Annotated in this window: 19 protein-coding genes and 1 rRNA gene (1 of these 20 only partly in view); 13 read left to right on the forward strand and 7 right to left on the reverse strand. The window is 70.8% G+C overall.

Annotated elements, in window-relative coordinates:
- Positions 1-412: ribosomal RNA gene (locus WME75_RS11045) — 23S ribosomal RNA — on the forward strand (it extends 2,596 nt beyond the left edge of the window).
- Positions 413-634: 222 nt separating this feature from the next.
- Here the strand turns inward: WME75_RS11045 and WME75_RS11050 are convergent.
- A complete protein-coding gene (locus WME75_RS11050) occupies positions 635-2,392 on the reverse strand; it encodes an ArnT family glycosyltransferase (RefSeq protein WP_437489597.1) in 1,758 nt (585 codons plus the stop codon).
- Positions 2,393-2,873: 481 nt separating this feature from the next.
- On the opposite strand from WME75_RS11050, the gene WME75_RS11055 reads away from it, so the two are divergent.
- Positions 2,874-3,710, forward strand: a complete 837-nt coding sequence (locus WME75_RS11055) for a DUF1206 domain-containing protein (protein ID WP_437489599.1) — start codon at positions 2,874-2,876, stop codon at positions 3,708-3,710.
- 119 nt (positions 3,711-3,829) lie between these two features.
- Positions 3,830-4,204 carry a zf-TFIIB domain-containing protein gene (locus WME75_RS11060; RefSeq protein WP_437489602.1) on the forward strand — a complete coding sequence of 125 codons (375 nt, stop codon included), beginning with the start codon at positions 3,830-3,832 and terminating at the stop codon, positions 4,202-4,204.
- 51 nt (positions 4,205-4,255) lie between these two features.
- Here the strand turns inward: WME75_RS11060 and WME75_RS11065 are convergent, their stop codons facing one another.
- The 6 genes from WME75_RS11065 to WME75_RS11090 all read right to left on the reverse strand — a co-directional run bounded on the left by WME75_RS11065 (position 4,256) and on the right by WME75_RS11090 (position 11,333).
- Positions 4,256-5,101, reverse strand: a complete 846-nt coding sequence (locus tag WME75_RS11065) for a class II glutamine amidotransferase (protein WP_437489605.1) — start codon at positions 5,099-5,101, stop codon at positions 4,256-4,258.
- Positions 5,094-6,479, reverse strand: coding sequence for a hypothetical protein (locus WME75_RS11070; RefSeq protein ID WP_437489608.1), 1,386 nt, complete (start codon positions 6,477-6,479; stop codon positions 5,094-5,096). The genes WME75_RS11065 and WME75_RS11070 overlap by 8 nt, the downstream gene beginning before the upstream one ends.
- Positions 6,480-6,486: 7 nt before the next feature.
- Positions 6,487-7,992 carry a hypothetical protein gene (locus tag WME75_RS11075; RefSeq protein WP_437489610.1) on the reverse strand — a complete coding sequence of 502 codons (1,506 nt, stop codon included), beginning with the start codon at positions 7,990-7,992 and terminating at the stop codon, positions 6,487-6,489.
- A 277-nt stretch (positions 7,993-8,269) separates the two neighbouring features.
- Positions 8,270-8,716 (reverse strand): hypothetical protein, encoded by a 447-nt coding sequence (locus WME75_RS11080; protein WP_437489613.1) that lies wholly within the window; start codon positions 8,714-8,716, stop codon positions 8,270-8,272.
- Positions 8,717-8,880: 164 nt separating this feature from the next.
- Positions 8,881-10,200 (reverse strand): ATP-dependent 6-phosphofructokinase, encoded by a 1,320-nt coding sequence (locus WME75_RS11085; protein WP_437489616.1) that lies wholly within the window; start codon positions 10,198-10,200, stop codon positions 8,881-8,883.
- 296 nt (positions 10,201-10,496) lie between these two features.
- Entirely contained in the window at positions 10,497-11,333 is an 837-nt protein-coding gene (locus tag WME75_RS11090) for a hypothetical protein (RefSeq protein ID WP_437489618.1), read from the reverse strand.
- A 149-nt stretch (positions 11,334-11,482) separates the two neighbouring features.
- Between WME75_RS11090 and WME75_RS11095 the strand changes: the two genes are divergently transcribed.
- From WME75_RS11095 to WME75_RS11140, 10 genes are all read left to right on the forward strand, one after another.
- The gene (locus WME75_RS11095; RefSeq protein ID WP_437489620.1) at positions 11,483-12,724 is read left to right on the forward strand and encodes a methyltransferase; all 1,242 of its coding nucleotides are present in this window, start codon (positions 11,483-11,485) and stop codon (positions 12,722-12,724) included.
- Between the two features lie 324 nt (positions 12,725-13,048).
- Entirely contained in the window at positions 13,049-13,999 is a 951-nt protein-coding gene (locus tag WME75_RS11100; protein ID WP_437489623.1) for an ABC transporter substrate-binding protein, read from the forward strand.
- 166 nt (positions 14,000-14,165) lie between these two features.
- Positions 14,166-15,281 carry a 3,4-dihydroxy-2-butanone-4-phosphate synthase gene (gene ribB / locus WME75_RS11105; RefSeq protein WP_437489626.1) on the forward strand — a complete coding sequence of 372 codons (1,116 nt, stop codon included), beginning with the start codon at positions 14,166-14,168 and terminating at the stop codon, positions 15,279-15,281.
- A gap of 20 nt (positions 15,282-15,301) precedes the next feature.
- Positions 15,302-16,168 (forward strand): fumarylacetoacetate hydrolase family protein, encoded by an 867-nt coding sequence (locus tag WME75_RS11110; RefSeq protein ID WP_437489629.1) that lies wholly within the window; start codon positions 15,302-15,304, stop codon positions 16,166-16,168.
- A 32-nt stretch (positions 16,169-16,200) separates the two neighbouring features.
- Positions 16,201-17,706, forward strand: a complete 1,506-nt coding sequence (locus WME75_RS11115) for an aldehyde dehydrogenase (NADP(+)) (RefSeq protein WP_437489631.1) — start codon at positions 16,201-16,203, stop codon at positions 17,704-17,706.
- On the forward strand, positions 17,703-19,652 hold the full coding sequence (locus tag WME75_RS11120) for a YjhG/YagF family D-xylonate dehydratase (RefSeq protein WP_437489634.1): 1,950 nt from the start codon (positions 17,703-17,705) through the stop codon (positions 19,650-19,652). Before WME75_RS11115 ends, WME75_RS11120 begins: the two co-directional genes overlap by 4 nt.
- A gap of 183 nt (positions 19,653-19,835) precedes the next feature.
- Complete coding sequence (locus tag WME75_RS11125; protein ID WP_437489637.1) at positions 19,836-21,044, forward strand: sugar ABC transporter substrate-binding protein; 1,209 nt, start codon at positions 19,836-19,838, stop codon at positions 21,042-21,044.
- Between the two features lie 67 nt (positions 21,045-21,111).
- Positions 21,112-22,680 (forward strand): sugar ABC transporter ATP-binding protein, encoded by a 1,569-nt coding sequence (locus tag WME75_RS11130; protein ID WP_437489639.1) that lies wholly within the window; start codon positions 21,112-21,114, stop codon positions 22,678-22,680.
- Positions 22,677-23,732 (forward strand): ABC transporter permease, encoded by a 1,056-nt coding sequence (locus WME75_RS11135; protein ID WP_437489641.1) that lies wholly within the window; start codon positions 22,677-22,679, stop codon positions 23,730-23,732. Before WME75_RS11130 ends, WME75_RS11135 begins: the two co-directional genes overlap by 4 nt.
- A 5-nt stretch (positions 23,733-23,737) precedes the next feature.
- The gene (locus tag WME75_RS11140) at positions 23,738-24,706 is read left to right on the forward strand and encodes an ABC transporter permease (RefSeq protein ID WP_437489644.1); all 969 of its coding nucleotides are present in this window, start codon (positions 23,738-23,740) and stop codon (positions 24,704-24,706) included.
- Position 24,707 lies beyond the last annotated feature (1 nt).

Consider the following 24,707-nt stretch of genomic DNA (forward strand, 5'->3'; position numbering starts at 1 on the left):
TTTGGCACCTCGATGTCGGCCCATCGCATCCTGGGGCTGGAGCAGGTCCCAAGGGTTCGGCTGTTCGCCGATTAAAGCGGTACGCGAGCTGGGTTTAAAACGTCGTGAGACAGTTTGGTCCCTATCTGCCGTGGGCGTAGGACACTTGAGAGGAGCTGCCCATAGTACGAGAGGACCTGGGTGGACGTACCTCTGGTGTTCCGGTTGTCCTGCCAAGGGCATAGCCGGGTAGCCATGTACGGAACGGATAACCGCTGAAAGCATCTAAGCGGGAAGCCGGCCTCAAGACTAGGTGTCCCGGACCGCAAGGTCCCTAAAGACCCCTCGTAGACCACGAGGTTGATAGGCCGGGTGTGGAAGCCGAGCAATCGGCGGAGCTAACCGGTACTAATAGGTCGTGCGGCTTGACCATACTCCATGGAACGTGACGAGCATCGCGCCCGGAGCTCGGGTGATGAGCAGCGCGGCGCAGCGAGCGAGAGACGCTTCAGAATGAAACGAGAACAGAGAGCCTGCATGGCGGACGTCATGCGGGCTTTTTTGCTTTTGTTCGCGCCTCGCGGAGCTGGGCCTCGCGGAGCCGCCCGGCCCGAAGGGGGGCTCGGACCTGCGGCGAAAGCGGGGCGACGCGGCGCTACTTGTCCTTGGGCACGTACATGCGCTCGGGGCGAACGCGGAGGCCGGTCACGGGCCAGAAGACCTTCTTGTCGGCGAAGACCTTGCCATTCTGACGGTACGTCAGGTCGATCTCCTTCTTGAAGAAGTCCATGTCCGAGAAGATCGCGCTGAACCGCTTGTCCGAGATCGCCTTCTGGATGTCGGCAAGGAGATCGGCGCCGGCCGGCCCGCCGCCGATGCCGACGATATCCGCGATCGCCATCTGGTGGGCGTAGGGGCGCTTGCCGGCCAGCGTTGCGAGGTGGCCATGGGCGGGGATGAAGACCTCGCCGTCCACCGCGCGGATCTTGTCGAGCAGGTGCTGTCCCGCCGCGGCGTCTCGAGACTTCGGGACGTAACGAGAAGGATCGTAGGCAAGGCAGGCGAACTGGAGGGCTGCCACGGCGAAGAGAAAGACCTCGATGCGGTGCCGCCGGGACGCCACGAGCCCGGCAGCGGCGTCGAGCGCGGCCTGGATGCCCAGGCCGAAATGGATCGCGAGGATCGCGAAGCCCGGCATGATGACGTTGGGCCAGCCGCCCATGTGCAGCCGCCCCGCCCAGGAGGCGCCGAGCATCCCCGCCGCCACGAAGAGATAGAAGTACCGGCCGTCCTGGAGCGTGATCGCAAAGGTGACGGCTTGAGCCGGCCGGGTGGGGACGGCGGCGTCGGGGTCAGAGGCCTGGGCGTCTACCGGCGCCGCGCCGCGATGCGCGTCGCCCGGCTCCGCCTGGCGCGCGTCGCTCGACGAGATGACCCGGCGATCGATCAACACGTAGAAGAGCGCGAAAAGGCAGCTCACCGAGAGCGGCCGCATCAGATCGTCGATCCAGAAGTCGACCCACATCCGCGATACCCAGGGGTGCTGGCGCGGGAGCCAGAAGACGAAGTACCAGAACCAGCCGTCGTGGATCCGGTCGAGCACAAAGACGCTGCCCACCATCATCGCAGCGCCCGACGCGGCGAAGACGAGGCCGCGCCTCCGCTCGGCGAGCACGAGGTACGCCGCGACAGGCAGGAAGATCACCGACGCCGACTGCTTCGTGAGCAGCGCCAGCGTGAAGAGGAACGCGGCCGCCACGGCAGATTTCACGGAGCGGCGAAAGCGCACGACGTGGAGCGCCGCGAGGAGCAGGAGCACGAAGAGCGAGTCGACCCGCGCAATGTCGTGGAAGCCGCTCGCGAGATGATACGTGGCCGCGAAGACGCCGGCCGCGAGGAGGGCGGCGAGCTTGCCGCCGGTCTCGCGGTGGACGAAGCGCGCGACGAGCGCGATGGCCGCGACCGAGGCGAGATACGAGACAAGCCGCGCCGAGAAGAAGCCCAGGCCGAGCACCTTCGAGAACGCGGCGGCAACATAGAAGTAGAGCGGCGCGTACAGGAAAGGGACGTACTCGACCGTCGGCTTCACATAGAGCTTTTGCCCGGCGAGCGCGCGGCGCACCTCGTCCAGCATGCCACCCTCCATCCACTCGAGCTCGAACGGGTAACGAAGATGGATGATCCCGAGCACGAGGTAGGCGCCGATCGCGCCCGCCGCGGCCAGCGCGACGACCACGCGCAGGAACACGACGGCGGCGCGCGGGAGGCGCTCGATCCACGGCAGGACGCGCGCCCGGAGAGCAGCGGCGCGCGCGCCCCACGGCGAGGGCACGGCCAGAGGCGGGGGCGCGCCGGCGGGCGGCCGCTCGTCAGGCGTAGGCTCGGGCACGACGTCGGGGGATGTCTGGGTCATCGAGGGGCCGACAGCTGCAACAGGGGAGGCGGAGAGTGCCGGCGAGGAGGCCAGGGCAGCCCGCGTGGCAGGGGATCGGGCGCGAGAAGACGCCAAACAGGAAGGGGTGTCAATGCTCTGCCCCGCGTCGTGGACCATGGACGATCCAGCGCGGACCAGGGTGGCACAGGATCGTTTGCAGGCAGGGAGGGGACTCCGATCCATCCAGCGCTCCGGTTCGCACCGGAAATTCCCGCAATCGCGAGAGGGCCTGCGCGGTCACCCGCCCTGGCGCCCCGGGCCCGCTGCGCCGGATGCGCGAAGTCCGAGGTGCGCGGCGAAGCACGTTCCCGACGCTCGTCGAGGGGCGTGAGGCACTCTGGAGCCGAGGCGTGGCGGCGCGCCCCACACCGCACGATGCGCCCCGCGCCGGGAGCACGATGCGCCCCGCTCGCCCGGTGGCATACCCGCTGCACCAGGCTCGCTCAGGAGAGCTGAAGCCATGGAAATTCCGGTGCGGCCGAATATGTTCACTCAGCCTGAAAATAGCGGCTGGGTGCGCACCCTCGCCAGGTTCGGGTTCGCGGCCAAGGGGCTCGTCTATGTGCTGATCGGTGCGCTCTCGCTCCAGGTGGCCTTCAGCGGCGGCGGGAGAGCCGCCGGTGAGCACGAGGCGGTCGGGGTCCTCGGCGAACAGCCGTTCGGGCAAGCGCTGCTGATCGTCGTGGGGATTGGGCTCCTCGGGTATGCGCTGTGGCGAGAGGTCCTCGCCCTCAAGGACCCGGGCCACGTCGGCCACGACGCGAAGGGTACGGCCGAGCGCGTGGGCTGGGCCGTGAGCGGTGTCATCTCGGCGGGCCTCGCGATCACGGCCTTCCAGCTCGCGCTCGGCCGCGGCAGCGGTGGGGGCGACGGGTCGCACACCTGGGTTGGTAAGGTGATGGAGCAGCCGTTCGGGGGCGTGCTGGTCGGCATCGCGGGGCTCGCGGTGATCGCCGTCGCCGTGCAGCAGCTCCGCAAGGCGATGAGGTCTCGTTTCGCGCGGGACCTCAGCACGCAGCGCATGAGCCCTCCCGAGCGCACGTGGGTGTTCCGCATGGCCCGGGTCGGGCTCGTCTCCCGCGGCGTCGTCCTGGGCATCATCGGCGCGGCGCTGATCCAGGCCGCGCTCGCCCACGATCCGGGGCAGTCGAAGGGCGTCGGCGAGGCCCTCTCGGCCGTGGCCGCGTCGCCCTTCGGGTCGGTGCTGCTCGTGCTCGTCGCCGCCGGCCTGTGCGCGTACGGCGTATACATGCTCTTTTGCACGAAGTACTCGAAGCTGGCACACCCCGCCGCATAGCGCCGCGGGAGCGCTGCGGCTCGCGCCGGACTGCCACACGTGACGCCGGCTCTTCACGCGATCCGGCCCGTCTGATAGCATCGATCCAGACCGCGGCGCCCGCCGCACTGGAGCGCGACTTGAACTGCCCGAAATGCACGGCCTCGATGGATGTCATCACCTTCGGCGGGGTCGATGTCGACCGATGTTCCGCGTGCGGCGGGATCTGGTTCGACAGCCGTGAGAAGGAGTCGCTCAGGGCCATGGAGGGCTCGCAGCAGATCGACACCGGCGATCCCGCGGTGGGGCGGAAGAACAACGAGATCCGGCGGGTGCCGTGCGCCCGCTGCTCGACGCCGATGGTGCGCATGGTCGACCCGCAGCAGCCGCACATCTGGTACGAGAGCTGCAGCGTCTGCGGCGGCGTCTACTTCGATGCCGGCGAGTTCCGCGATTACAAGGAACACACGCTGGGCGACTTCTTCCGGGGCCTGTTCGCGCGCCCGCGCAACTGACCGCGATCCGCCGTCCGGCGCCGCGGACCGAGGCCACCTCAGCCGTGCAGCTCAGCCGTGAGGAGCCTGCCCGGCGCCCCCCGGGAGCTCGCTCGACACCGGGCCGGAGGCCTCGGGGAACGACGCCAGGAGCTCGCCGGCGCGGAACACCCAGAGGGTGCCGGGCGTCGCCTTGCGCCAGAGCTCGTCGCGCGTGAGCGGCTCGGTGGCCACGACCGCCATGCGCGCGTCGGGGCCCAGGCCCTGGACGTCGTTGAAATTCACCTTGAGGTCGGCGTCGACGAGCGTGGCCTCGCCGAACGGGGCATGGCGGAGGATGCAGGACAGGTTGTCGCCGCAGCGGGCGAACAGGTGCTCTCCGTCCGCGAGCAGGAAGTTGAACACGCCGTCGCTGCCGAGCTCGTTTCCCAGCTCGTAGAGCGTTCTCCCGAGCTCCCGCGCGTCGCTCGGGTACTGCGAGCCGTAGGCGGTCCGGAGCGCCTCGAGGAGGACGCAGAAGGCATGCTCGCTGTCGGTGTCCCCGACCGGCGTCTCGACGTGGAGCTTTCGATCCCTGACCGTGGGCAGGGTGCCGTTGTGCGCGAACACGATGTGCCGCCGGTGGAGCACCCGCATGAAAGGGTGCGTGTTCTTCAGGGCCGCTTTCCCGCGCGTCATCTTGCGCACGTGCGCGATGGCGAGCGCCGTGTGGATCGGGTTCTCGCGGATGAACCGCGCGAGCGGGCTGGAGAACGCGGGGTGAGGCTCGAGGAACGTCCGCGCGAAGAGCCCATCATACAGGGATACGCCCCAGCCGTCCGCGTGCGGCCCCGTCTGCCCGCCGCGGAGCGCGAGCCCGGTGAACGAGAACACGATGTCCGTCGCCACGTTCGACACCATGCCAAGGAGCTCACACATGGCGCATATCCTCCCGTGGCGCGCGCGCATCGTCAACGATCACGAGCCCGGTGACGCTGCCGCCCGCAGAGACGTTGCTCACCGCCGAGGCCGATAGGCGCACCATGGCGCCCTCCATGCGACCGGCGAACACGAAGGGGCAAAGGTCGAAGTAAACCTCCTCCTCGACGACGCCGCCGCCCTGGAACGTCGGCATGCGCGCCGTGGGCGCGCGGCTGCGCTCCTGCACGATCGCGCGCTGATCCGCGGCGCCGCGGACAGCCTCCCTCCACGCGTCCGGAGGCGTCTGCCACCCGAGCAGCACGCCTTTGCCGCCGTACTCGTCGTTCGGCTTCAGCACGAAGGTCTCCTGCTCGCCGAGGATGAGCTCGACGAGATCCACCTCGCGGCCTCGCCACTCGGTCCGGCCCGCCCTCACCCGGCGCGTCCAGGGGATGTGCTCCGCGATGGCCGCGCGCTGCTCGGGCGAGAACAGGTCCGAGAACACGGGGGTGCTCAGGACGGCGAACGCCGCCTTCTTGTTGAGTGGCATGGTCCGGAACGAGTTCGCGACGTACGCCGCGCGATCCCGGTAGGCGCGGATCAGCGGGTGATCGAGGCCGCGCCGCTCGATGAGCTCCTGCGTGATGACGCGCCGGCAGACGAGATCGATCCGCTCCCCGCCGGCGGAGAGGCGGTCGCCGTCGATCTCGAGCTGGTCCGGTTCGAGGATCAGCGTCCGGTGCCCCTCGGCCGAGAACAGCTCGGAGAGCACCTTCAGCTCGGCCGATGTATCGACAGCGGCCCAGTCGACGATGGCTATCGTCGGCCTCGCCTCGCGCCCGCCCCACGCGGCGTACCCCTCGCGCAGAGCGCGCAGGAGCCCCCGGTGCGGCGCCGGCGTGCGCACGCCCGGTCCGCCCCGGAGCGGCGCCAGGTGGGGGAGCGCCATCAGCGTCTGCTCGACGAGGAGCTGGTCGGTGATGCCAGCGGGGGAGTCGGCGTTGTACTCGATGAAGGAAAAGCCGCCCTCGGTGACCAGCATGTCGAGCCGCCCGACCGTGAGGAACGGCCCCTCGCCGGGATCGAGGGCGGCGAGGGCGCGCTCGTCCGCGGAGAGCCCCAGCTCCTCGGCGAGCGCGGCGTCCTCGATCCCGCGCCGCGCGACGCGCTCGAGCGCGGCGGCGATCTGCTCGGCGGCGCGCGCGACCGCGGCGTGGTCCTGCGCCGCGATGAGGTAGGGCCGCAGGTGGCGGCACAGCGGGCGCGCGCCGTGCACCAGCCCGAGCCTCCGCTGGCCGTCGAGGAACGACGCGAACCGCGCCGCGTCCATCGCCCCGGGCGCGGCCAGCCGCGCGTCGAGCTGCTCCGCGAGCGATCGTGTGGCGTCCCAGATCATGGCGACCTCATGTCGCGCCGGCGCCCGGGATCGCCCAGGCGTGCACGGGGTCGCCGGAGTCGACCTCGGCCATGTACCGCTCGAGCATGCGCCGGAGCGCCTCCTCGCGCGACGCGGCCCGCGGCTCCAGCGCCTCCAGCGCGCGGAGCTGCCACGCGGCCCCGGTGACGCCCTTCTCGACGCGCGCCTCGAAGATCTGCAGAAAGCGCCGGGCCTCCGCGCCGTCGACCCTCGCGGTCGCGAGGCCCTCCTCGACCCGCGGCAGGAGCGAGAGGAGGAGATCGCGCGCGCGGATGCCCCGCGGCGCGGCCCCCGGCCCCTCCGGCCAGACCAGCTCGGCGTCGAGGCCGTACTGCGCCGCACGGTAGAAGTTCCGCGCGGCGAGGCCGAAGGGGAACGACGGGAGGAGCTCTCCGACGGAGGGCGCGAGGGCGAGGATGCCCCCGAGCAGGAAGCTCGCGTTCGCGAGCATGTCGTCGAGGGTGGGCCCGGACGGCAGGGCGCGCAGCTCGATCCGCAGGTGGCCGCCGCCGGCCGGATCGTACACCGGTCGATTCCACTTCCAGACGGTGCCGTGGTGCAGCCGGAGCTCGTGGAGCTCTGGCACGCCGCCGGCCCGCGCGCAGGCGATGACGTCCTCGTCGCTGCACACGGGGAGGATGGGCTCGTGCAGCGCGACGCTCTCCATGAAGAGCTCCGCCGCGCCGTCGCGCACCCAGCCGGTGCCGAAGCCGATGCGGGCCGGCTTCTTCCAGTCGGTGTCGCGCTCCGGCGGGCGGTCGTCGCCGGCCTGCTTGAACACCGCCACCCGCGTCTCGCGCCACAGCCGGTGTCCGAGGAAGGTGGGAGAGTTGCCCGAGGCCGCGAGCACGGGCGCGGTCATCATCATGGCCGCGTTGAACATCCGCGCGAACGCGTCGGGCGTCACCCGGAGGTGGACCTGAAAGGCGGTGTTCGCCGCCTCCATCGCGGGATCGTCCGACATCAGCTCGAGCGGCTCGGCCCCGTCGATCTGGATGTGGAACGGCGCCTTGCGCAGCCGGCAGAGCCCCGCGGCGAGCGCGCGATACCGGGGCAGGTTCGTGATCGTCGCAGGGCTGAAGTCCTGCCGCCGGAAGGTCGGCAGGATGCTGACCGGCACCACGCGCGCGCCCCGCGCGGCCGCGCGCTGGCGGATCGCCTCGACGGTCGCGCGCATCTGCTCGCGCAGGGCGGACAGCGGCCGGCCAGCGAGCGGCACCGCCTGCGTGCTGAGCTCGATGTCGAACGCGCCCATCTCCGGCGTGATCATCGGGCTCGCCGCGGCGCGCGCGATCTCCGGCCCGATGGGCACGGGGCGCGCCTCGCGGTCGACGAGGAACATCTCGAGCTCGGCGCCGATCGTCACGTCGCCCAGGCCGAACCCCGGCCGGCCGAGCACCATCTCCAGCGCGGTGAGGTGCTGCTGGAGGCGCGCTTTGAACAGCCCGTAATCGACGGTCTTGAACTGATCTTGCTGGATCTCGATGCCCAAGGGACCTCCCGCTGCGATCTCGGCGAGAGCTGATTCACTGTTCTTCACGGCGAGAGCCGCGGGTTGGAGGGTCGTCCGCCGCCGGGATCACGATGTTCCCGGCTCTGCGCAATGCAAACGCAGGGCCAGGACCGGCGGCCTCGGCGCGCAGGACGCCGGAGATGGCTGCCCGGCGGTGTTGAGCTCGATCGGTGTGGCGCAGGTGCGGCCTGGGGCGAAACGCACCGTGGTCAGCTGCTCGGCGGCGCCGTTCACCGGCCGGCCGCGCAACGGCAGGTCACTGCTCGACGTGCGGGACGCGCTCGACGACGCACTGCCCCGCCTTGCAGCGGGCGACCGAGTCCTCCTTGGGCGCCATGCACTTGGCGACCGGGCAGCTCTCGGCGGCGCAGCTCGCGGCGCGCCACTGCTGGAGCGCCGCGAGCGCGTCGCGGTGGAACGCCTGGTCGCACGGTGGGCACAGCTGGTCGCAGCACTGCCCGGCCCGCGCGCAGGACGCCACACAGTCGGCGTCCGCCTCGCATCGCGGCTCGGTCGCCGCGCCGCTGCCGTCGGCCGGCGCGCCGCTGCCGTCGGCCGGCGAGGCGCCGGTCGTGGCGGGGTCCTGCGTCCGGGGCATCGCGTCGACCGCCGGCGGGGCCTGCGCCGGGGCTTCCTTGTGACAGCCGGCGAGACCGGCGAGACCGACGAGCACGAGGGCGGGCGAGAGCGACAAAATCTTCATGCCGGCCATGATGGCACGGGAGGAGGTCGTCCTGGGGGGCGTGGGGCAGGGGACCGCTGCCCGCGCAGCCGGGCAGGGCTCCCGGACGGGCGTTCCTCGGCGCCGCTGCTCCCATCGACGCGGTCGACGCGAGCCACTCGATCGCTCCGGGGGCGCGCCGGCGGTCACGAGAACGAGAGCGGCTGCCCCGTGGCCTCCACGACGGCCATCCACAGGTCGTCCGTCGGCTCCACCTGCTTGCGCATGCGGACGGCGAGCGACATCGGCACGTGCACGAAGCGGCCGTGCCAGCGGCCGATGAGCATCTCGGTGTTGCCCGCCATGGCGGCATGAACCGCGTTCCTGGCCATGTTCCAGCAAAACACGCTGTCCGAGGGGGACGCGGGGACGCTGCGGATATGATAGCTCGGGTCCAGGTACTTGAGCGTCGCCTCGACGCCGCGCGCCCGGAAATGCGCGTTGATGCGATCGCGCAGCACGAGGCCGATGTCCTTCAGCCTGATGTTGCCGCTGAGATCGGTCGCCATCGGCTCGGCGCTCGAGGCGCAGTGCTCCTGCAGCGCCCCCTCGGCCACGACGATCACCGCGTTGCCGTGGCTCTCGAGCCGGCGCTCGAGGTGCGCGAGCAGCCCGCACGGGCCATCGAGCTCGGCGTGGACCTCGGGGATGAGCACCACGTCCACGTCCGCCGACGCGAGCGCCGCCGAGCACGCGATGAAGCCCGAGTGCCGGCCCATCAGCTTGACCAGGCCGATGCCGTTCTTCGCCCCCGAGGCCTCCACGTGCGCGCTGCGGATGACGTCCACGGCGGCGGCAAAGGCGCTCTCGAAGCCGAAGCTGCGGTCGATGAACTGGATGTCGTTGTCGATGGTCTTCGGCACGCCGACGACCCCGATGGGCAGGCGGCGCTCCTCGATGGCCCGGACGATCGACATGGCGCCGCGGAGGGTGCCGTCTCCGCCGACGACGAAGAGCGCGTTGATGCCGAGGGCCACGAGCGTGTCGACCATCTGGTGCGGGTCCTGGTTGCCGCGGGAGGTGCCGAGGACGGTGCCGCCCATGCGGTGGATCTCCTCGACATTGCGCGGTTCCAGGCGCATCGGGGCGTGCCCGAAGCGGGCCGCGAGCCCCTCGTAGCCGTAGCGGAAGCCGAAGATCTCCTGCACGCCGTAGCTGTGCGCCATCGTGAGCACGAGCCCGCGGATGACGTTGTTCACGCCGGGGCACAGCCCGCCGCACGTCACGATGCCGGCGCGCATCTCCCTCGGATCCCAGAAGACGCGGTTGCGCGGCCCGGCCAGCTCGAACGCCGGCGGCCGCGGGCCGGAGGCGCCCGCCAGGACGGCGGACAGGCGATCGTCGAACAGCACCTTGTCGGCCTCACCGACGTACACCGTGGCCTTCTCGCCGAGCTTCTCGGCGACGGGTGAGGGGTACCGGCAGGGGCCGAGATCCTTGATGGCCAGATCGGCAGAGGTCACCACGCGGAAGGCCTCCTGGGGAGGGGAACACCGCCCCCTCGGCGAACGCCGCCGCGGGGACGCCGGCATGATCGCCCGGCGCCTGTTTCGGCAGCGTTTCCGGGGTGATACGCTGTCGTAACGCCGCGCGGCCCCTCGCGCGGGGGTGTCCTGCTCTAGAGCGATCGCATCATGCGCTCTTCGTCGATGTACCGGTCGCCGTCCTTCATCGCGCGGGGGAGGAGGCCTGTCACCTTGAAGCCCGCGCGCGGCCTCGGTAGAGCTCGCGCGCGGCCTCCCGGAGCGGCACAGCGCGCCGCCTAGAATTCGACCATCAGCCCCACCGCAGGGTAGATGATGAAGCTGTCGAGATCCACCGCGACCTCCCGCTCCCCGAGCACGGAGAGCTCACCGCCTGTGAAGATCTCGGCGAGCGTGAGCTCGACGCCCAAGAACACGTGCTTGTAGCCGAACGCGACGCCGGCCTGGCCGCCCACGTAGAGCCCGGTGCCGGAGAACGAGGCGATCTCGAGCTCGCCCGGGTAGCCGGTGAAGGCGGGCAGGTCGACGGTGAGGCCGGCGTCGAACGTCGTGAACATGAGGCGAGGGCCGCCCCAGACCCGGTACCACGTGCCCGCCGTCCCGATCTGGATCGGCAGATCGATCTGCCATCGCGTGAAGTCCTCGAGCGCGACGATGCCAAGGACGCTCCCGACAGGAAACCCCACCACGTAGCGCCCGACGCCGACGCCGGCCGTCAGGTCGACGCCGTCCTTGTCGCGCTTCAGGAGCTGGTAGCGGGTGCCCAGGCGAAACGCGCTGCCGGTGTAGCGGAGGTTGAGCTCCCAGCGGTCGAGCGCGGTGTAGCCGATCCCGAGGTGCGGCGTGACCGACGGCGGGTTCAGCGCGAGCGCGCCGCCCGCCTCGAAGAGCGTCTGCCGCTCGCGCTCGGACAGCTCGCGGGACTCGGCGACATCCGCCAGCACGACGCCGGCGTCGATGAGCGAGACGATGGTGCCGGTCGGAATCGAGACGTCGACCCCGAGCTCGGCCTGGACATGGCCCTTATCGGCCACGTGGGCCGGCTGGAACGTGGAGAGGGCTGGAGCGCAGCCGCACATCCAGAGGCAGAGGAACGCGAGGGCGAGCAGGCGCATGGCGCCCCCAAACTACCACGCGCCGCCGGGCGGAATGGCGCGGGGGTGCCCTGCCGCAAGCCCCCGGCCGGCCCAGCGGCGCCCGCGATCGAGGCGCCTTCCTGGCGCCGCGCGGATCCGGTAGTCCTCGCCCTGCTCCGGTTCCCCGCATGCTCCCGTCGCCCACGCCTCTGTCCGTCGCCCAGCGCCTCGCGCGCGCCCTCGAGGTGCTGTTGCCGGCGCTCGACATCGTCGAGGCGCGCGTCGACGAGGGCGCGCCGCCGGCCTGGTGCGAGGCGCGGGGCTGGACGGGCTTCCTCCTCTCGCTCACGGACGGCGAGCTCGCCCGCTGTGAGGCCGACGGGCTCGCGGCGTGCATCGACGGCCTCGACGGCGCGCCCCCGGACCTCGTGGCCCTGGCGCGCGCCGCGGACGAGGCCGCGAGGCTGCCGCGGCCACCGGTCCAGCCGCTCCCGCCGGCGTCGCTGGACGAGCTCCGGGCGGTGCCGGCGCGCAAGCGGCTCCAGCTGGAGGCCCTGCTCGGCGCCGTGGCCCCCATGGCCGTCCGCGCCCGCCGCCTCGTCGACGTGGGCGCGGGGCACGGGCACTTCACCCGCCTGGCCGCCGCGCGCTTCGATCGCGACGCGATCGGCCTCGAGCGCGAGCCCGACCGCGTCGCGACGGCCTCCGCGCTGGCCGCCGGGGGCCGGGCGCGCTTCGTGGCGTTCGACGCCTTCCAGCAGGCGCTTGTGTTCGCGCCGGACGACCTGCCGGTCGGCCTGCACGCCTGCGGGGAGCTCGGGGATCGCATGGTGACGGCGGCGGCGGCGGCGCGCTGCGATCTCGCGCTCGTCTCGTGCTGCTTGCAGAAGATCGGCGCTCCGGCCCGCGCCCCGCTCTCGGCGGCGGCCAGGGCGGCGGGGCTCGTCCTCCGGCGCGAGGCGCTGGGCCTCACCAACCTCACGGCGCGCCGCGCGGGGGTCGAGGCCAGCCTGGACGAGGAGCTGGCGGCGCGCGAGCGGCGGCACGCGCTGCTCTCGCTGCTCCGCGGCCGCGGGCTCGACGTCGCCCTGGGCGAGGAGATGCGCGGGATCAACCGGCGGCGCGCGCACGGCGGCCTGCGCGAGCTCGCGGCGCGGGCCCTCGAGCTGCGGGGCCTCTCGCCGGCGACCGACGTCGAGCTCCGCGAGCGCGAGCGCGCGGCGCGCGCGGCGTTCGGCCGGATGCGCCGGCTCACGCTGCCGCGCTATCTCCTGGCCCGCCTCACGGAGGTCGCCGTCGCGCTCGACCGCGCGATGGCGCTCGGCGAGCAGGGTCACGAGGTCGAGGCGGCGATCGTCTTCGACCCCGAGGTGACGCCGAGGAACGTCGCGATCTTCGCGAGCGCGCGGCCGGGAGGGCTCGGCGGCTGAGGCTGAGCCGCCCCGGCCGCGCGCGCCCGGCCCGGGGCGGGCCGCGCAGGAGCACGCTCCGCCGCGCGCGGCTCCCCGCCTCGCCTTCACGGTGTCCCCCCGCCAGCATCGTTGCGGATCGAGTGCTCCCCTGGAAGCAACACGACGCGCCGGACCGCTGATTTCAGGGCTCCAGCGGGTGGCATGTCCGGTGCACATGGCCGCACCATGGATAGACGTCAGTTCTTGGGAGGCGCTGCGGCGGCGGTGTCCGGAGCGCTCCTGGCAGGCAGAGCCCGGGCCGCTGGGCCCAGTGTGATCCGCGTTGGCGTGCCGGGCGTTGGCGTGGGCAATCGCCCCGTCACCGGGGGCAGCTACTTCAGCCTCTTGCACCTCCAGGGGAGCCTGGCCGAGGAGTTCAAGAAGGACGGCATCGAGGTCAAGTGGAGCTTCTTCCGCGGCGCCGGTCCGGCCGTGAACGAGGCGGTCGCGAACAACCTGCTCGACCTCTGGACTCACGGTCACCTGCCCTCGGTGGTCGGCCGGGCCAGCGGCCTCAAGACGCGGCTCCTGGCCAGCGCCAGCCGGCGCGGCCACGCCTATCTGGTGGTGCCCGCCGACTCGCAGATCAACGGGGTCCGTGATCTGCGCGGCAAGAAGGTGGCCTACCAGAAGGGCACGGCCACGCAGCTGTCCGCGAACCGCGTCCTCGAGGGCCACGGCCTGACCGAGAAGGACATCCGATCCATCAGCATGGACACGGCGACGGCGACGGCGGCGCTGGCCACGAAGGACGTCGACGCGGTGTTCGGCGGCACGAGCTTCCTCTCCCTGCGCGATCAGGGGATCGCCAAGATCGTCTATTCGACGAAGGGCGATTCCCCGACCTACCCGAGCAATACAGGCGTCGTCGCGCGGGAGGACTTCATCAACGAGCACCCCGACATCGTGCAGCGCATCATCACCACCGCGGTGAGGTCCGCGGCGTGGGTCTCGGACGAGAAGAACCGCACGCAGGCCTTCCAGCTGTGGTCGAAGTCGGGCACGCCCTTCTCGAACTTCAAGGAAGCGCAGCAGGGCGAGGACATGAAGCAGAACGCCAGCCCGCTGCTCGACGAGTACATCCTCGCCCGGTACAGGTCGGCGGTCGCCGATTCGAAGAAGTTCGGCCTGATCAGGAGCACCTTCGACGTCGAGTCCTGGACCGATCGGCGCTTCCTCCACCGGGCGCTGAAGGACCTCGGCCACGAGCGCTTCTGGGTGGAGTGGGACGCGAACGGCAAGCCGAAGGGGTGACGGCGCGCGGCCCGCGCGCTGCGGCCCGCCCCCGCGCAGCTCCCGGGCGGGCACGTCGAGCCGCCGTCGCGAGAGGCCATCGAGCGCTCCCTCGAGCCTCGATGGCTCCTCGCAGCGGGAAAGCAGAATTCAACGCAAAGGCGCACAGAGGCAAGGAAGAGGGTGCATGGCGGTTTCGTCATCAGCGGTGCGTGTGCAGGCTGCCGTCGAGCAGCTCCGGTCCGGCGGCATGGTGATCCTCGTCGACGACGAGGCGCGCGAGGACGAGGGAGATCTCGTCGTCCTGGCGGAGCACGCGACGCCGGCCGCCATCAATTTCATGGCGACCCACGGCCGGGGGCTGATCTGCCTCGCGCTCACGGAAGAGCAGGTGGACCGCCTCGGGCTGCCGCTCATGGCGACCCGGGCCGGCACCCGCCGGACGACGGCGTTCACGGTGAGCATCGAGGCGCGCGCGGGCGTCACGACCGGCATCAGCGCCCGCGACCGGGCGCGCACCGTCGCGGCCGCCATCGCCCGGGACGCGGCGCCGCGCGACGTCGTGTCGCCGGGGCACGTCTTCCCGCTCCGGGCGCGCCGCGACGGGGTGCTCGAGCGCGAAGGGCACACCGAGGGCGCGGTCGACCTGGCGCGGCTCGCCGGGGCGAACCCGGCCGCCGTCATCTGCGAAATCATGAACGATGACGGGACGATGGCGCGCAGGCGGGACCTCTCGCGCTTCGCGGCGCGCCACGGGGTGCCGTCCGTCGCCATCGGGGACATCCTCCGCCACCGGGTGCAGCGCGAGGACGTCGCCACGCGCGTCCGGAGCACCCCGTTCCGGCCCGCGGGCCTGAGCGGCGAGTGGCGGGCGCACACGTACAGGCTGCCTCGCGAGCGGCAGCTGCTCCTCCTGACGCACGGCGCGCCGGCGCCCGCTGACACCCGCGCCATCGTGTACACCCACCGCGCGGCGCTCGTCTCGGACCTCCTCGGCGACGCCGACCTGTTCGGCGCCCTGCGGGACATCGAGGCCGCCGGCGCCGGCGCGGTGGTCTACATTCCCCCGTCGGCCGATCCGGACGCCGACGACTCCGCGGGCCTCGAGCTCGCCGTCGCCGCGCGCGAGCTGGGGGCGCTCGGGTACCGCCGGGTGACGCTGCTCGACTCGAGGGCGCCCCGGCCCCCCGGGCCAAGGCGCGAGATCGACCTCGAGACCGGCGATCCGCCGGGCGCGGGCTGGGTCGGCGCGCACGAGAGGCGCAGCGGCGAGAGCGAAAAAGTGGCTTTACATACCGTGTAGGTGGTGGATCATGCGGTGACATGAAGGTGTTCCGGTTTGCAGGTGGCGGCGGGCCGCGCCTCGGGCTCGAGGACGAGCGGGGAGCGCGCCACGACCTCACGGCGGCGTCCCCCGAGGCGTTCGCGTCCGTCGCCTCGTGGCTCGCCTTGCCCGATCCCCTCGGCGCCGTGCGCGACGCGCGCGCGCGCGCTGCAGCCCACCCCCTCCCGCCCGACGTCCCGCTGCTCGCCCCGATCGACGGGCAGGAGGTCTGGGCGGCGGGCGTCACCTACGAGCGCTCGCGCAACGCGCGCAAAGAGGAGAGCGCCGGCGGCGGCGACTTCTATGACCGCGTGTACGAGGCCGAGCGCCCGGAGCTGTTCTTCAAGGCGATGCCCCGCCTTGTCGCCGGCCCGGGCGCGCCGGTGCGCGTGCGGCGCGACTCGAGCTGGAACGTGCCCGAGCCGGAGCTCTCGCTCGTCGTGTCCGCGGCGGGCCGCATCGTCGGCTACACGGCCGGCAACGACGTCTCGTCGCGGTCCATCGAGGGCGACAACCCCCTCTACCTGCCGCAGGCGAAGGTCTACGACGGCTGCTGCGCGCTCGGCCCCGTCATCGCGCTCGCGGACGAGCCCGGGCTGGATCTGCGCGCGCTCTCCATCGAGCTCGCGATCCGGCGCGGGGGCGAGGCGGTGTTCACGGGGGAGACCTCGACCGCGAGGATGCGGCGCACGCCCGAGGAGCTCGTCGCCTACCTCACGCGCGAGCTGAGCTTCCCCGCGGGCGTCATCCTGATGACCGGGACCGGCATCGTGCCGCCCGACTCGTTCACCCTGGAGCCTGGCGACCTCGTGGAGATCACGATCCGCGGCGTCGGCACGCTGACGAATCCGATATCTCAGGGTTGACACGCTCGTGAGCTTCGCTTCCCGCTGAACCCATGGAATTCTTCGCCCACAACGCCGCCACCGGGGAAAAACTCGGCGCCTACCGCGACGCCACCGCCGCCGAGATCGACGCCGCCGCCGGCGCCGCCGTCGCGGCGGCGCCGGCCTTCGCCGGTCTCGCCCCGGAGATGCGCGCCCGGTTCCTGGAGACCGCCGCCGACGAGATCCTGGCGCTCGGCGAGCTCCTGATCCAGACGGCACACAGGGAAACCGGGCTGCCCGTCGCCCGCCTCGAAGGCGAACGCGGCCGCACCACCGGCCAGCTGCGCCTCTTCGCCGCCGTCGTGCGCGAGGGCTCCTGGGTCGATGCCCGGATCGATCCCGCGCTGCCGGACCGCAAGCCGCTCCCGCGCCCCGACGTGCGCCGCATGCTGCGGCCGATCGGTCCGGTCGCCGTCTTCGGCGCGAGCAATTTCCCCCTCGCGTTCTCCGTGGCCGGCGGCGACACCGCCTCCGCCTTCGCCGCGGGCAACCCGGTCGTGGTCAAGGCCCACCCGGCGCATCCCGGCACCTCCGACCTCGTGGCCTCGGCCCTGCGCTCCGCCGTTCAGAAGGCGGGCCTGCCCGCGGGCGTGTTCGGCATGGTGCACGGCGCCTCGCCCGAGGTCTCGCTCGCGCTTGTGCGCCACGAGGCCATCCAGGCGGTGGCCTTCACCGGGTCCACCGGCGCCGGCCGCGCCCTCTATGACGCCGCCGCCGCCCGCCCGCGACCCATCCCCGTCTTTGCCGAGATGAGCAGCATCAACCCGCTTGTCGTGCTGCCCGGCGCGCTGCGCGAGCGCCGCGACGCGATCGCCGAAGCGCTGGCCGGCTCGTGCACGCTCGGCGTCGGCCAGTTCTGCACCAAGCCGGGCCTTGTCCTGGGGTTGGCCTCCCCTGAATGGGATGCGTTTGCGCAGTCGGTCGCCGACCGAGCCCGCGCCATCACCCCCGGTGTGATGCTGCACGCCGGTATCCAGGAGTCGTTCGACCGCTCCGTGCGGGAGCTGAAAGGAGTGGAGTGGCTGACCGACGCCGGCGCGCGCGTCGCTCGCGTCTCCGCCGCCGACTTCGCGCGGCAGCCGCACCTCGCGCGCGAGATCTTCGGACCGTACACGCTGCTCGTCACCGCTTCGAACCGCGGAGAGTTACTTCAGCTCCTCGGCGCGCTCGAAGGCCAGCTGACCGCCACGCTTCACGGGACCGCCGACGATCTCGCCGCCGCCCAGGACCTTGTCGATGTCCTCAGCCGGGTCGCGGGCCGGCTTGTCTTCAACGGCTACCCGACGGGCGTGGAGGTGTCGCACGCCATGCACCACGGCGGGCCGTATCCCGCGAGCAGCGACGTGCGCTTCACCTCGGTCGGGACCGCGGCCATCCTCCGCTTCGCATCTCCCGTTTGCTACCAGTCGTGTCCACCCGCGCTGCTCCCGTGGGCGCTGCGCGACGAGAATCCGCTCGGGATATCACGTCTCGTCGATGGCCGGGCCACCCGCGACCCCATCGCGCCCCGCGCATGAGCCACGACCCGGTGTTCGAGTCCGGCAGCGAGGCGATCTACACCCTGCGCACCACCGCGCCCGGACCGTCGGGGCGCCTCCCGCTCGGGGCCGAGCAGCTGCGCGCCATGTCCAGCGGCGAGCTGTTCGGCTGGACTCAGAATGCCGGGATGGGGTGGGATCCTGCGCGCCTGAACGGGAAGCAGTTCCTCGTGCTCAGCACGCAGGGGGGGATCCGCGCGCCCGACGGCACGCCGATCGCGCTCGGGTATCACACGGGGCACTGGGAGGTGGGGCTCCTCATGGAGGAGGCCGCCCGCACGTTCACGGCCAGCGGAGCCATTCCGTTCGCCGCCTACGTCAGCGATCCGTGCGACGGGCGGACCAATGGCACCGTCGGCATGCTCGACAGCCTCGCTTACCGCAATGACGCTGCCATCGTATTCAGAAGACTGATACGCTCGCTGCCCACCCGCCGAGGCGTGCTCGGCGTCGCCACCTGCGACAAGGGCTTGCCGGCCATGTTGATGGCGCTCGCCGGCTCCCTCGACCTCCCCACGGTGCTCGTGCCGGGAGGCGTCACGCTCCTCGCGGAGGAGGCGGAGGATACCGCCAAGGTCCAGACCCTCGCGGCGCGCTATGCGCGCGGGGAGGTGAGCCTCGACCACGCCGCCGAGATGGGCTGCCGCGCCTGCGGCTCCCCCGGCGGCGGCTGCCAGTTCATGGGGACGGCCGCGACGAGCCAGGTGGTGGCGGAGGCGCTCGGCCTCGCCCTCCCGCACGGCGCGCTCAGCCCGTCGGGCGCCGAGATCTGGCGCGACCTCGCCCGCCGTTCCGCGCACGCGCTCATGGCCCTCGAGCGACGGGGCGTGACCACGCGGGACATCGTCACCGACGATTCCATCCACAACGCCATGGTGCTGCATGCCGCCGTCGGCGGGTCGACGAATCTTGTGCTCCATGTGCCGGCCATCGCCCATGCGGCCGGACTTCGACGCCCCACGGTGGACGACTGGGTGCGCATCAACGCCCTCGTTCCGCGGCTGGTGGACGTGTTGCCCAACGGGCCGCGACACTATGCCACGGTGCAGGTCTTCCTCGCGGGGGGCGTCCCGGAGGTCATGCTCCATCTGCGCGAGCTTGGCCTGCTGCGGCTCGGTGCGCGCACCGTCAGCGGCCTCACCCTGGGCGAGAACCTCGAGTGGTGGGAACGCAGCGAACGGCGCCGGCGCCTGCGCGACAAGCTACAGCAGCTGGACGGCATCAATCCGGACGACGTGATCATGTCCGCCGGGACGGCGCGCGAGCGCGGCCTCACCAGCACGGTGACCTTTTTGCGCGGCAACCTCGCGCCCGAGGGAGCGCTCGTCAAGAGCACCGCGATCGCTCCCCAGGGGATCGGACCGGACGGCGTTTATCTGCACGAAGGACCTGCGCGCGTGTTCGGCAGCGAGCACGCGGCGATCGAGGCGATCAAGACGGGCGCCGTGCAACCGGGTGACGTGATGGTGTTGATCGGCATCGGTCCCGGTATCGGAATGCCGGAGACGTACCAGATCACCTCCGCCCTCAAGCACGTGAAGGATGGGCACCGTATCGCCCTGGTCACGGACGGTCGTTTTTCGGGCGTCTCCACCGGGGCGTGCATCGGCCACGTCAGCCCGGAGGCGTGGGCGGGTGGACCCATCGGCCGCGTGCGCGACGGCGATCGCGTCAGGCTTCGCATCGACACGCGCAGGCTGGAGGGGACGGTGGACGTCGTGGGCGTCGAGGCCGGCGGTCTTGCCGCCCGTTTGCCCAATCCAGCCCTTCAACCCGACGGCCGAGTGAACGCGGATACGCGATTGTGGGCCGCGCTCCAGGATGCCAGCGGCGGCAGCTGGGGTGGGTGCGTCTATGATGCGGAGCGCATCATCGGGCTCCTCGGTCGCGCCATCGCGGCCGAGCGGAGCTCCTTTGGTGCATAAGTTGTTTATATCGCGTCATTTTTCCAGGAGGAAGGCGGATCGCGTAAGGTTTCATGGTTCAACCAGAGCGTGCAGCGTGGCTGTACGACGGGACGGCCACCACGACGTGGGATGGGCCGTAGAGGTCTCTATCCGACCACGTCTCTTTGCTCGAAAGGTAGCGGCACGATGTCGATTGGCCAGTTGAAGTCTCGTGGACCGGCGCGGCGCGCAGCGGCGGTGTTGAGCTGCGCGCTCGGGCTCTGGGGCCTCTCTGCCTGCAAAGGTAAGCCCGACAGCACTCAGGCCGCAGATGGCGCCGCCAGCGCCGCGGCCGAGCAGGCGCCGAGCGGGCAGGGGCCCAAGAGCGTGCCAGGGCCCGGCTTCAACCCCGAGTGCTTCGCGCCGTGGAAGAAGGACACAAAGTATTTGCAGTGGACGGCGCGAAAGCCGCCGTTCCGCCTCGCGCTCGTCAACGGCTACGTCGGTAACGGCTGGCGCATCCAGATGGTCAAGACGGCCAAGGCCTTCGCCAAGGACCCGGCCATCGCGCCGCTGCTCAAGGAGTTCAAGGTGGTGTCGACCGGCACCGACGTCGCGGCCCAGCTCGGTGCGATCGAGGACTTCATCAACCAGGGCTTCGACGGCATCGTCACGCTCGCCGTCAGCCCCGACGGCTTCGATCGCGTGATCCGTCTCGCTGACAAGAAGGACGTCATCCTGGTTCCGTTCGACAACGTGCTCGACACGGACAAGGTGCTGCAGGTCAACGAGGACCAGCTGGCGATGGGGCGCCAGTGGGGCGAGTTCCTCGACAAGCAGCTCGGTGGGAAGGGCAAGGTGCTCGAGGTCCGCGGCCTGCAGGGCAACTCCGTCGATCGCGACCGCCACGTCGGCTTCCGCCAGGTCATGGAAGCGCCGGGGAAGAGCTACACCATCGTGGAGGTGGTCGGCAGCTGGGACGACGGCAAGGCGCAGAAGGCGGTGGCCGACGCGCTGGCCGTGCACCGCCAGTTCGACGCGCTCTTCGCGCAAGGCGGCTCGACGGGCGCCGTCCGCGCGCTGCTCGACGCCGGCCACAAGCCGATCCCGGTCGCCACCGAGGCCGAGAACGGCGTGCGCAAGCTGATCGCGAAGCACCACGAACAGGGCATGAAGGGCCTGTCGCTCGGCCAGTCGCCGGGGCTCGCAGCCATCGCGATGAAGGCGGCGCTCGAGGGCCTGCAAGGCAAGGTGCTGCCGCAGATGATCTCCGTGCCGATCCCCGCCGCCGATCACACCACGCTGAAGGACGGCGAGAACTTCTTCTCCCAGCTCTCCGACAACTTCTTCACACCCAACGAGTTTCCGCCCTGCGGGGTCAACATTTCGGGCGTGAAGATCATGAACGAGTCGGAAGCCGACGTGAAGTAGACGTGAAGTAGATGTGAAGTAGACGTGAAGTAGACGTGAAGTAGCGCCCCGCGGGCGCCCCAGCATCATGACCGAACCGGTGAGCCCTCCGCTTCTCCAGCTCCGGGCCGTCTCCAAGCGCTACGGCGGCGTCACCGCCCTGAGCGGCGTCGACTTCGCCTGCGAGGCGGGGAAGGTGCATGCGATCCTCGGCGAGAACGGCGCGGGCAAGAGCACCCTGATCAAGATCATCGGCGGCGTGGTCGAGCCGAGCGCCGGGGAGCTCTTGCTCCACGGCGAGCGGGTCCGGTTCGACCACCCGATCGAGGCGAACGCCGCCGGCATCGTCTGCGTCTTTCAGGAGCTGTCCCTGATGCCGACGCTGACCGTGGCCGAGAACATCGGTATCACCATGCCGGTAAGCCGCCTGGGGCTCTTCGATCGCAAGGCGCAGGTCCGCAGGGCCGAGGAGCTCCTGGCGCGCGTCGGCTGCGAGGGCGTGAACCCGAACGCCTGGGTGAGCGACCTGCCGCTCTCGCGCCGCCAGATGGTCGAGATCGCGAAGGCGCTCGGCAAGAATCCGCGGCTGCTCATCCTGGACGAGGCCACCTCCGCGCTGACCAGCAGCGACGTCAAGAAGGTCTACGCGCTCCTGGCCGAGCTCAAGGCTCAGGGCGTCGGCATGCTCTACATCTCGCACCGCATGCACGAGATCAAGGAGCTCGCGGACGTGATGTCGGTCTTCCGCAACGGTCGGCACATCGAGACCTTCGCCAAGGGCCGGCACAGCGACGACCAGATCGTGGAGCTCATGATCGGCCGTGACATGGGTCACGTCTTCCCGCCGAAGCCGGCGGCGCGCAGCTTCCCGGCGACGCTCCTCGAGGTGCGCGACCTGAGCTGGGAGCGGCAGCTCGAGGACGTGTCGTTCAAGCTCGGCAAGGGCGAGATCCTCGGCGTCGGCGGGCTCGACGGCCAGGGTCAGCGCGAGCTGTTGCTCAGCTTGTTCGGTGTGCTCAAGGATCTGCGCGGCGAGATCAAGATCGATGGCAAGCCGGTCAAGCTGACGAGCCCGCGCCAGGCCAAGGACCGTGCGCACGGCATCGCCCTCGTGCCCGAGGACCGAAAGACCGAAGGCCTGGTGCTGCCGATGGCCATCGCCGCGAACCTGTCGCTGGCCTCGCTCGACAAGTTCACGAGCGGCGGGGTGCTCGACCGCCAGCGCGAGGCCGCGCGCATCGACGAGATGGTGCGCCGCATCCAGATCAAGATCGGCTCGCTCAACGACCCGGTGTCGTCGCTGTCCGGGGGCAACCAGCAGAAGGTCGTGCTGGCCAAGTGGCTGATGACGGAGCCGCGGTTGCTGATGCTCAACGACCCCACCCGCGGCATCGACGTCGGCACGAAGCAGGAGATCTACCAGCTGCTCCGCGACCTGGCGGACGCCGGCACGGCCATCCTCTTCTACACAACGGATTACGACGAGCTGATCGGCTGCTGTGACCGCGTGCTCGTCCTCTACCAGAACCGCGTGCAGGGCGAGCTCGTGGGGCCCGACATCACCGAAAAGAACATCCTGGACCTGGCCCTCGGTCTGCGCGGCGGGCCCGAGCGCGCGAAGCCCGAAGCCGAGCGCGCGCAATCAGAGGCACGATGAAGGACTGGAAGCTCCGCCTACGCCAGAACCAGGGCTTGCTCGTCGCCGTCTGTCTTTGCATCTTCTTCTACGGGCTCTACTCGCTGTCCCATCCCAAGGGCTTCAGCGCGTCGCTGCTGGGGCAGAACGCCAACGAATCGTTCGTGCTTGTGGCTGCGGCCATGGCCCAGACGATCCCCGTGCTGACCGGCGGCCTGGATCTGTCCGTGGGTGCGGTGATCACGCTCGTCAACTGCCTGGCCTCGCACGTCCTTGCCGGCGGCGCGCTCGAGAATTTCCTGGGCATCCTGCTGTGCCTGGCCGTGGGCATGGCGGCGGGCCTGCTCAACGGCTGCCTCGTCGTGTACGGCCGCCTGCAACCGATCATCGCCACCCTGGCCTCGGGCACGATCTTCATCGGCATCGCGCTGTTCCTGAGGCCGACGCCCGGCGGCCAGGTCGATGGCGATCTGGCGTTCGCGGTGACCTTCGATCTCAACGAGCTGCTGCAGGCCGCGGGCGCCGCCCCCCTCGACGGCGCGCTGGGCTTCGTCGGCAAGATCCCGTCGCCCGCGATCTGGATGGCGCTGCTCGCGCTGCTCTGGACTTACTACCGCCGCACCCGCTACGGCCTCGGCGCTTACGCCGTCGGCGCGTCGCAGGAGGCGGCGTACATGTCGGGCGTCCGCATCAAGCGCGTCAAGCTGGCCGCGTACACGCTGTCGGGGTTCTTCGCCAGCGTCGGCGGCCTCTACCTCGCGCTGCAGACGACGTCGGGCAACGCCGACATCCCACAAGCCGGCTCCTACACGTTGAACTCCATCGCCTGCGTCGTGATCGGGGGCTCCTCGCTGTACGGAGGTATCGGCGGCGCCATAGGATCGCTCTTCGGCGCGCTGGTGCTCCGCTCCGTCTCCTTCAACTTCCGCGTCCTCAACGAGGGCTCGGCGTTGGGCTTCCTCGCCAACCCCCTCTACCAGCCGCTGTTCGAGGGCCTCATCCTGCTCGCGGCCGTCTGCCTCGGCGCGCTCTGGGTCGTCCGCGTCAAGAACCGGCTGCACGTCTTCAGGTGAGCTCGATGCAACAGCTCCCCTCCCTCAAGAGACGTCTCGGCGAGATCGACAAGCCGACCTGGTACACGCTGCTGTCGATCGGCGTCGTCCTCGTGATCGGCTCGATCGGCACGCTGGTCACCCAGGGCACGCTGAGCTTCCTGAGCCCGTACTACCTCCTGCAACAGCTGCAGATCGCCGCCTTCCTGGGCGTGGCCGCCACGGGCATGATGATCGTGATCCTGCTCGGTCACATCGATCTCTCGCTGCCGTGGGTGCTCACCTCGAGCGCCATGCTGGCCGCAGGGCTCGGCGGCTGGGCCGCGTTGCCCTGCGGCCTGGCCATCGGCGCCGCCGCGGGTCTGGTGAACGGGCTCGGCGTCGCCTACCTTCGCGTGCCCTCGATGATCTTCACGCTGGGCACGAACACCGTGCTTCAGGGGCTGATGGTTGTCTACACAGGCGGCTTCGCTCCGCGCAGCGAGGCGCCAGAGTGGATGGAGGTCCTGGCCGTTGGCAAGACGCTCTCCATCCCGAACTCGCTGTTCGTCTGGATCTTTGTCGGCGGCATTGGGACCTTCATGCTGAAGAAAACCGCGCTCGGCCGCTACATCTATGCCGTGGGCAACCAGGAGCAGGCCGTCTATCTTTCGGGCGTCAGGACGCACCTTGTGCTGATCGGCGCCTTCGTGATGTGCGGCGTGTGCTCCGCCATCACCGGCATGCTGCTGGCGGGCTTCTCGCACAAGGCCTACCAGGCCATGGGCAACGACTACCTCATGCCGGCCATCGCCGCGGTGGTGATCGGCGGAACCAACATCATGGGCGGACGCGGGACGTACCTCGGCACCGTCCTCGGCACGATCCTGATCGTGCTGCTCCAGAGCATGCTCAGCGTGCTGCAGATGCCCGAGGCCGGCCGCCAGATCATCTACGGCGCCGTGATCATCGCCATGCTGCTGGTCTACGGCCGACAGCATCAGGAGGGACGATGAC

Origin of the sequence: Sorangium sp. So ce1014 (assembly GCF_051521505.1) — a bacterium.
GTDB lineage: Bacteria > Myxococcota_A > Polyangia > Polyangiales > Polyangiaceae > Sorangium.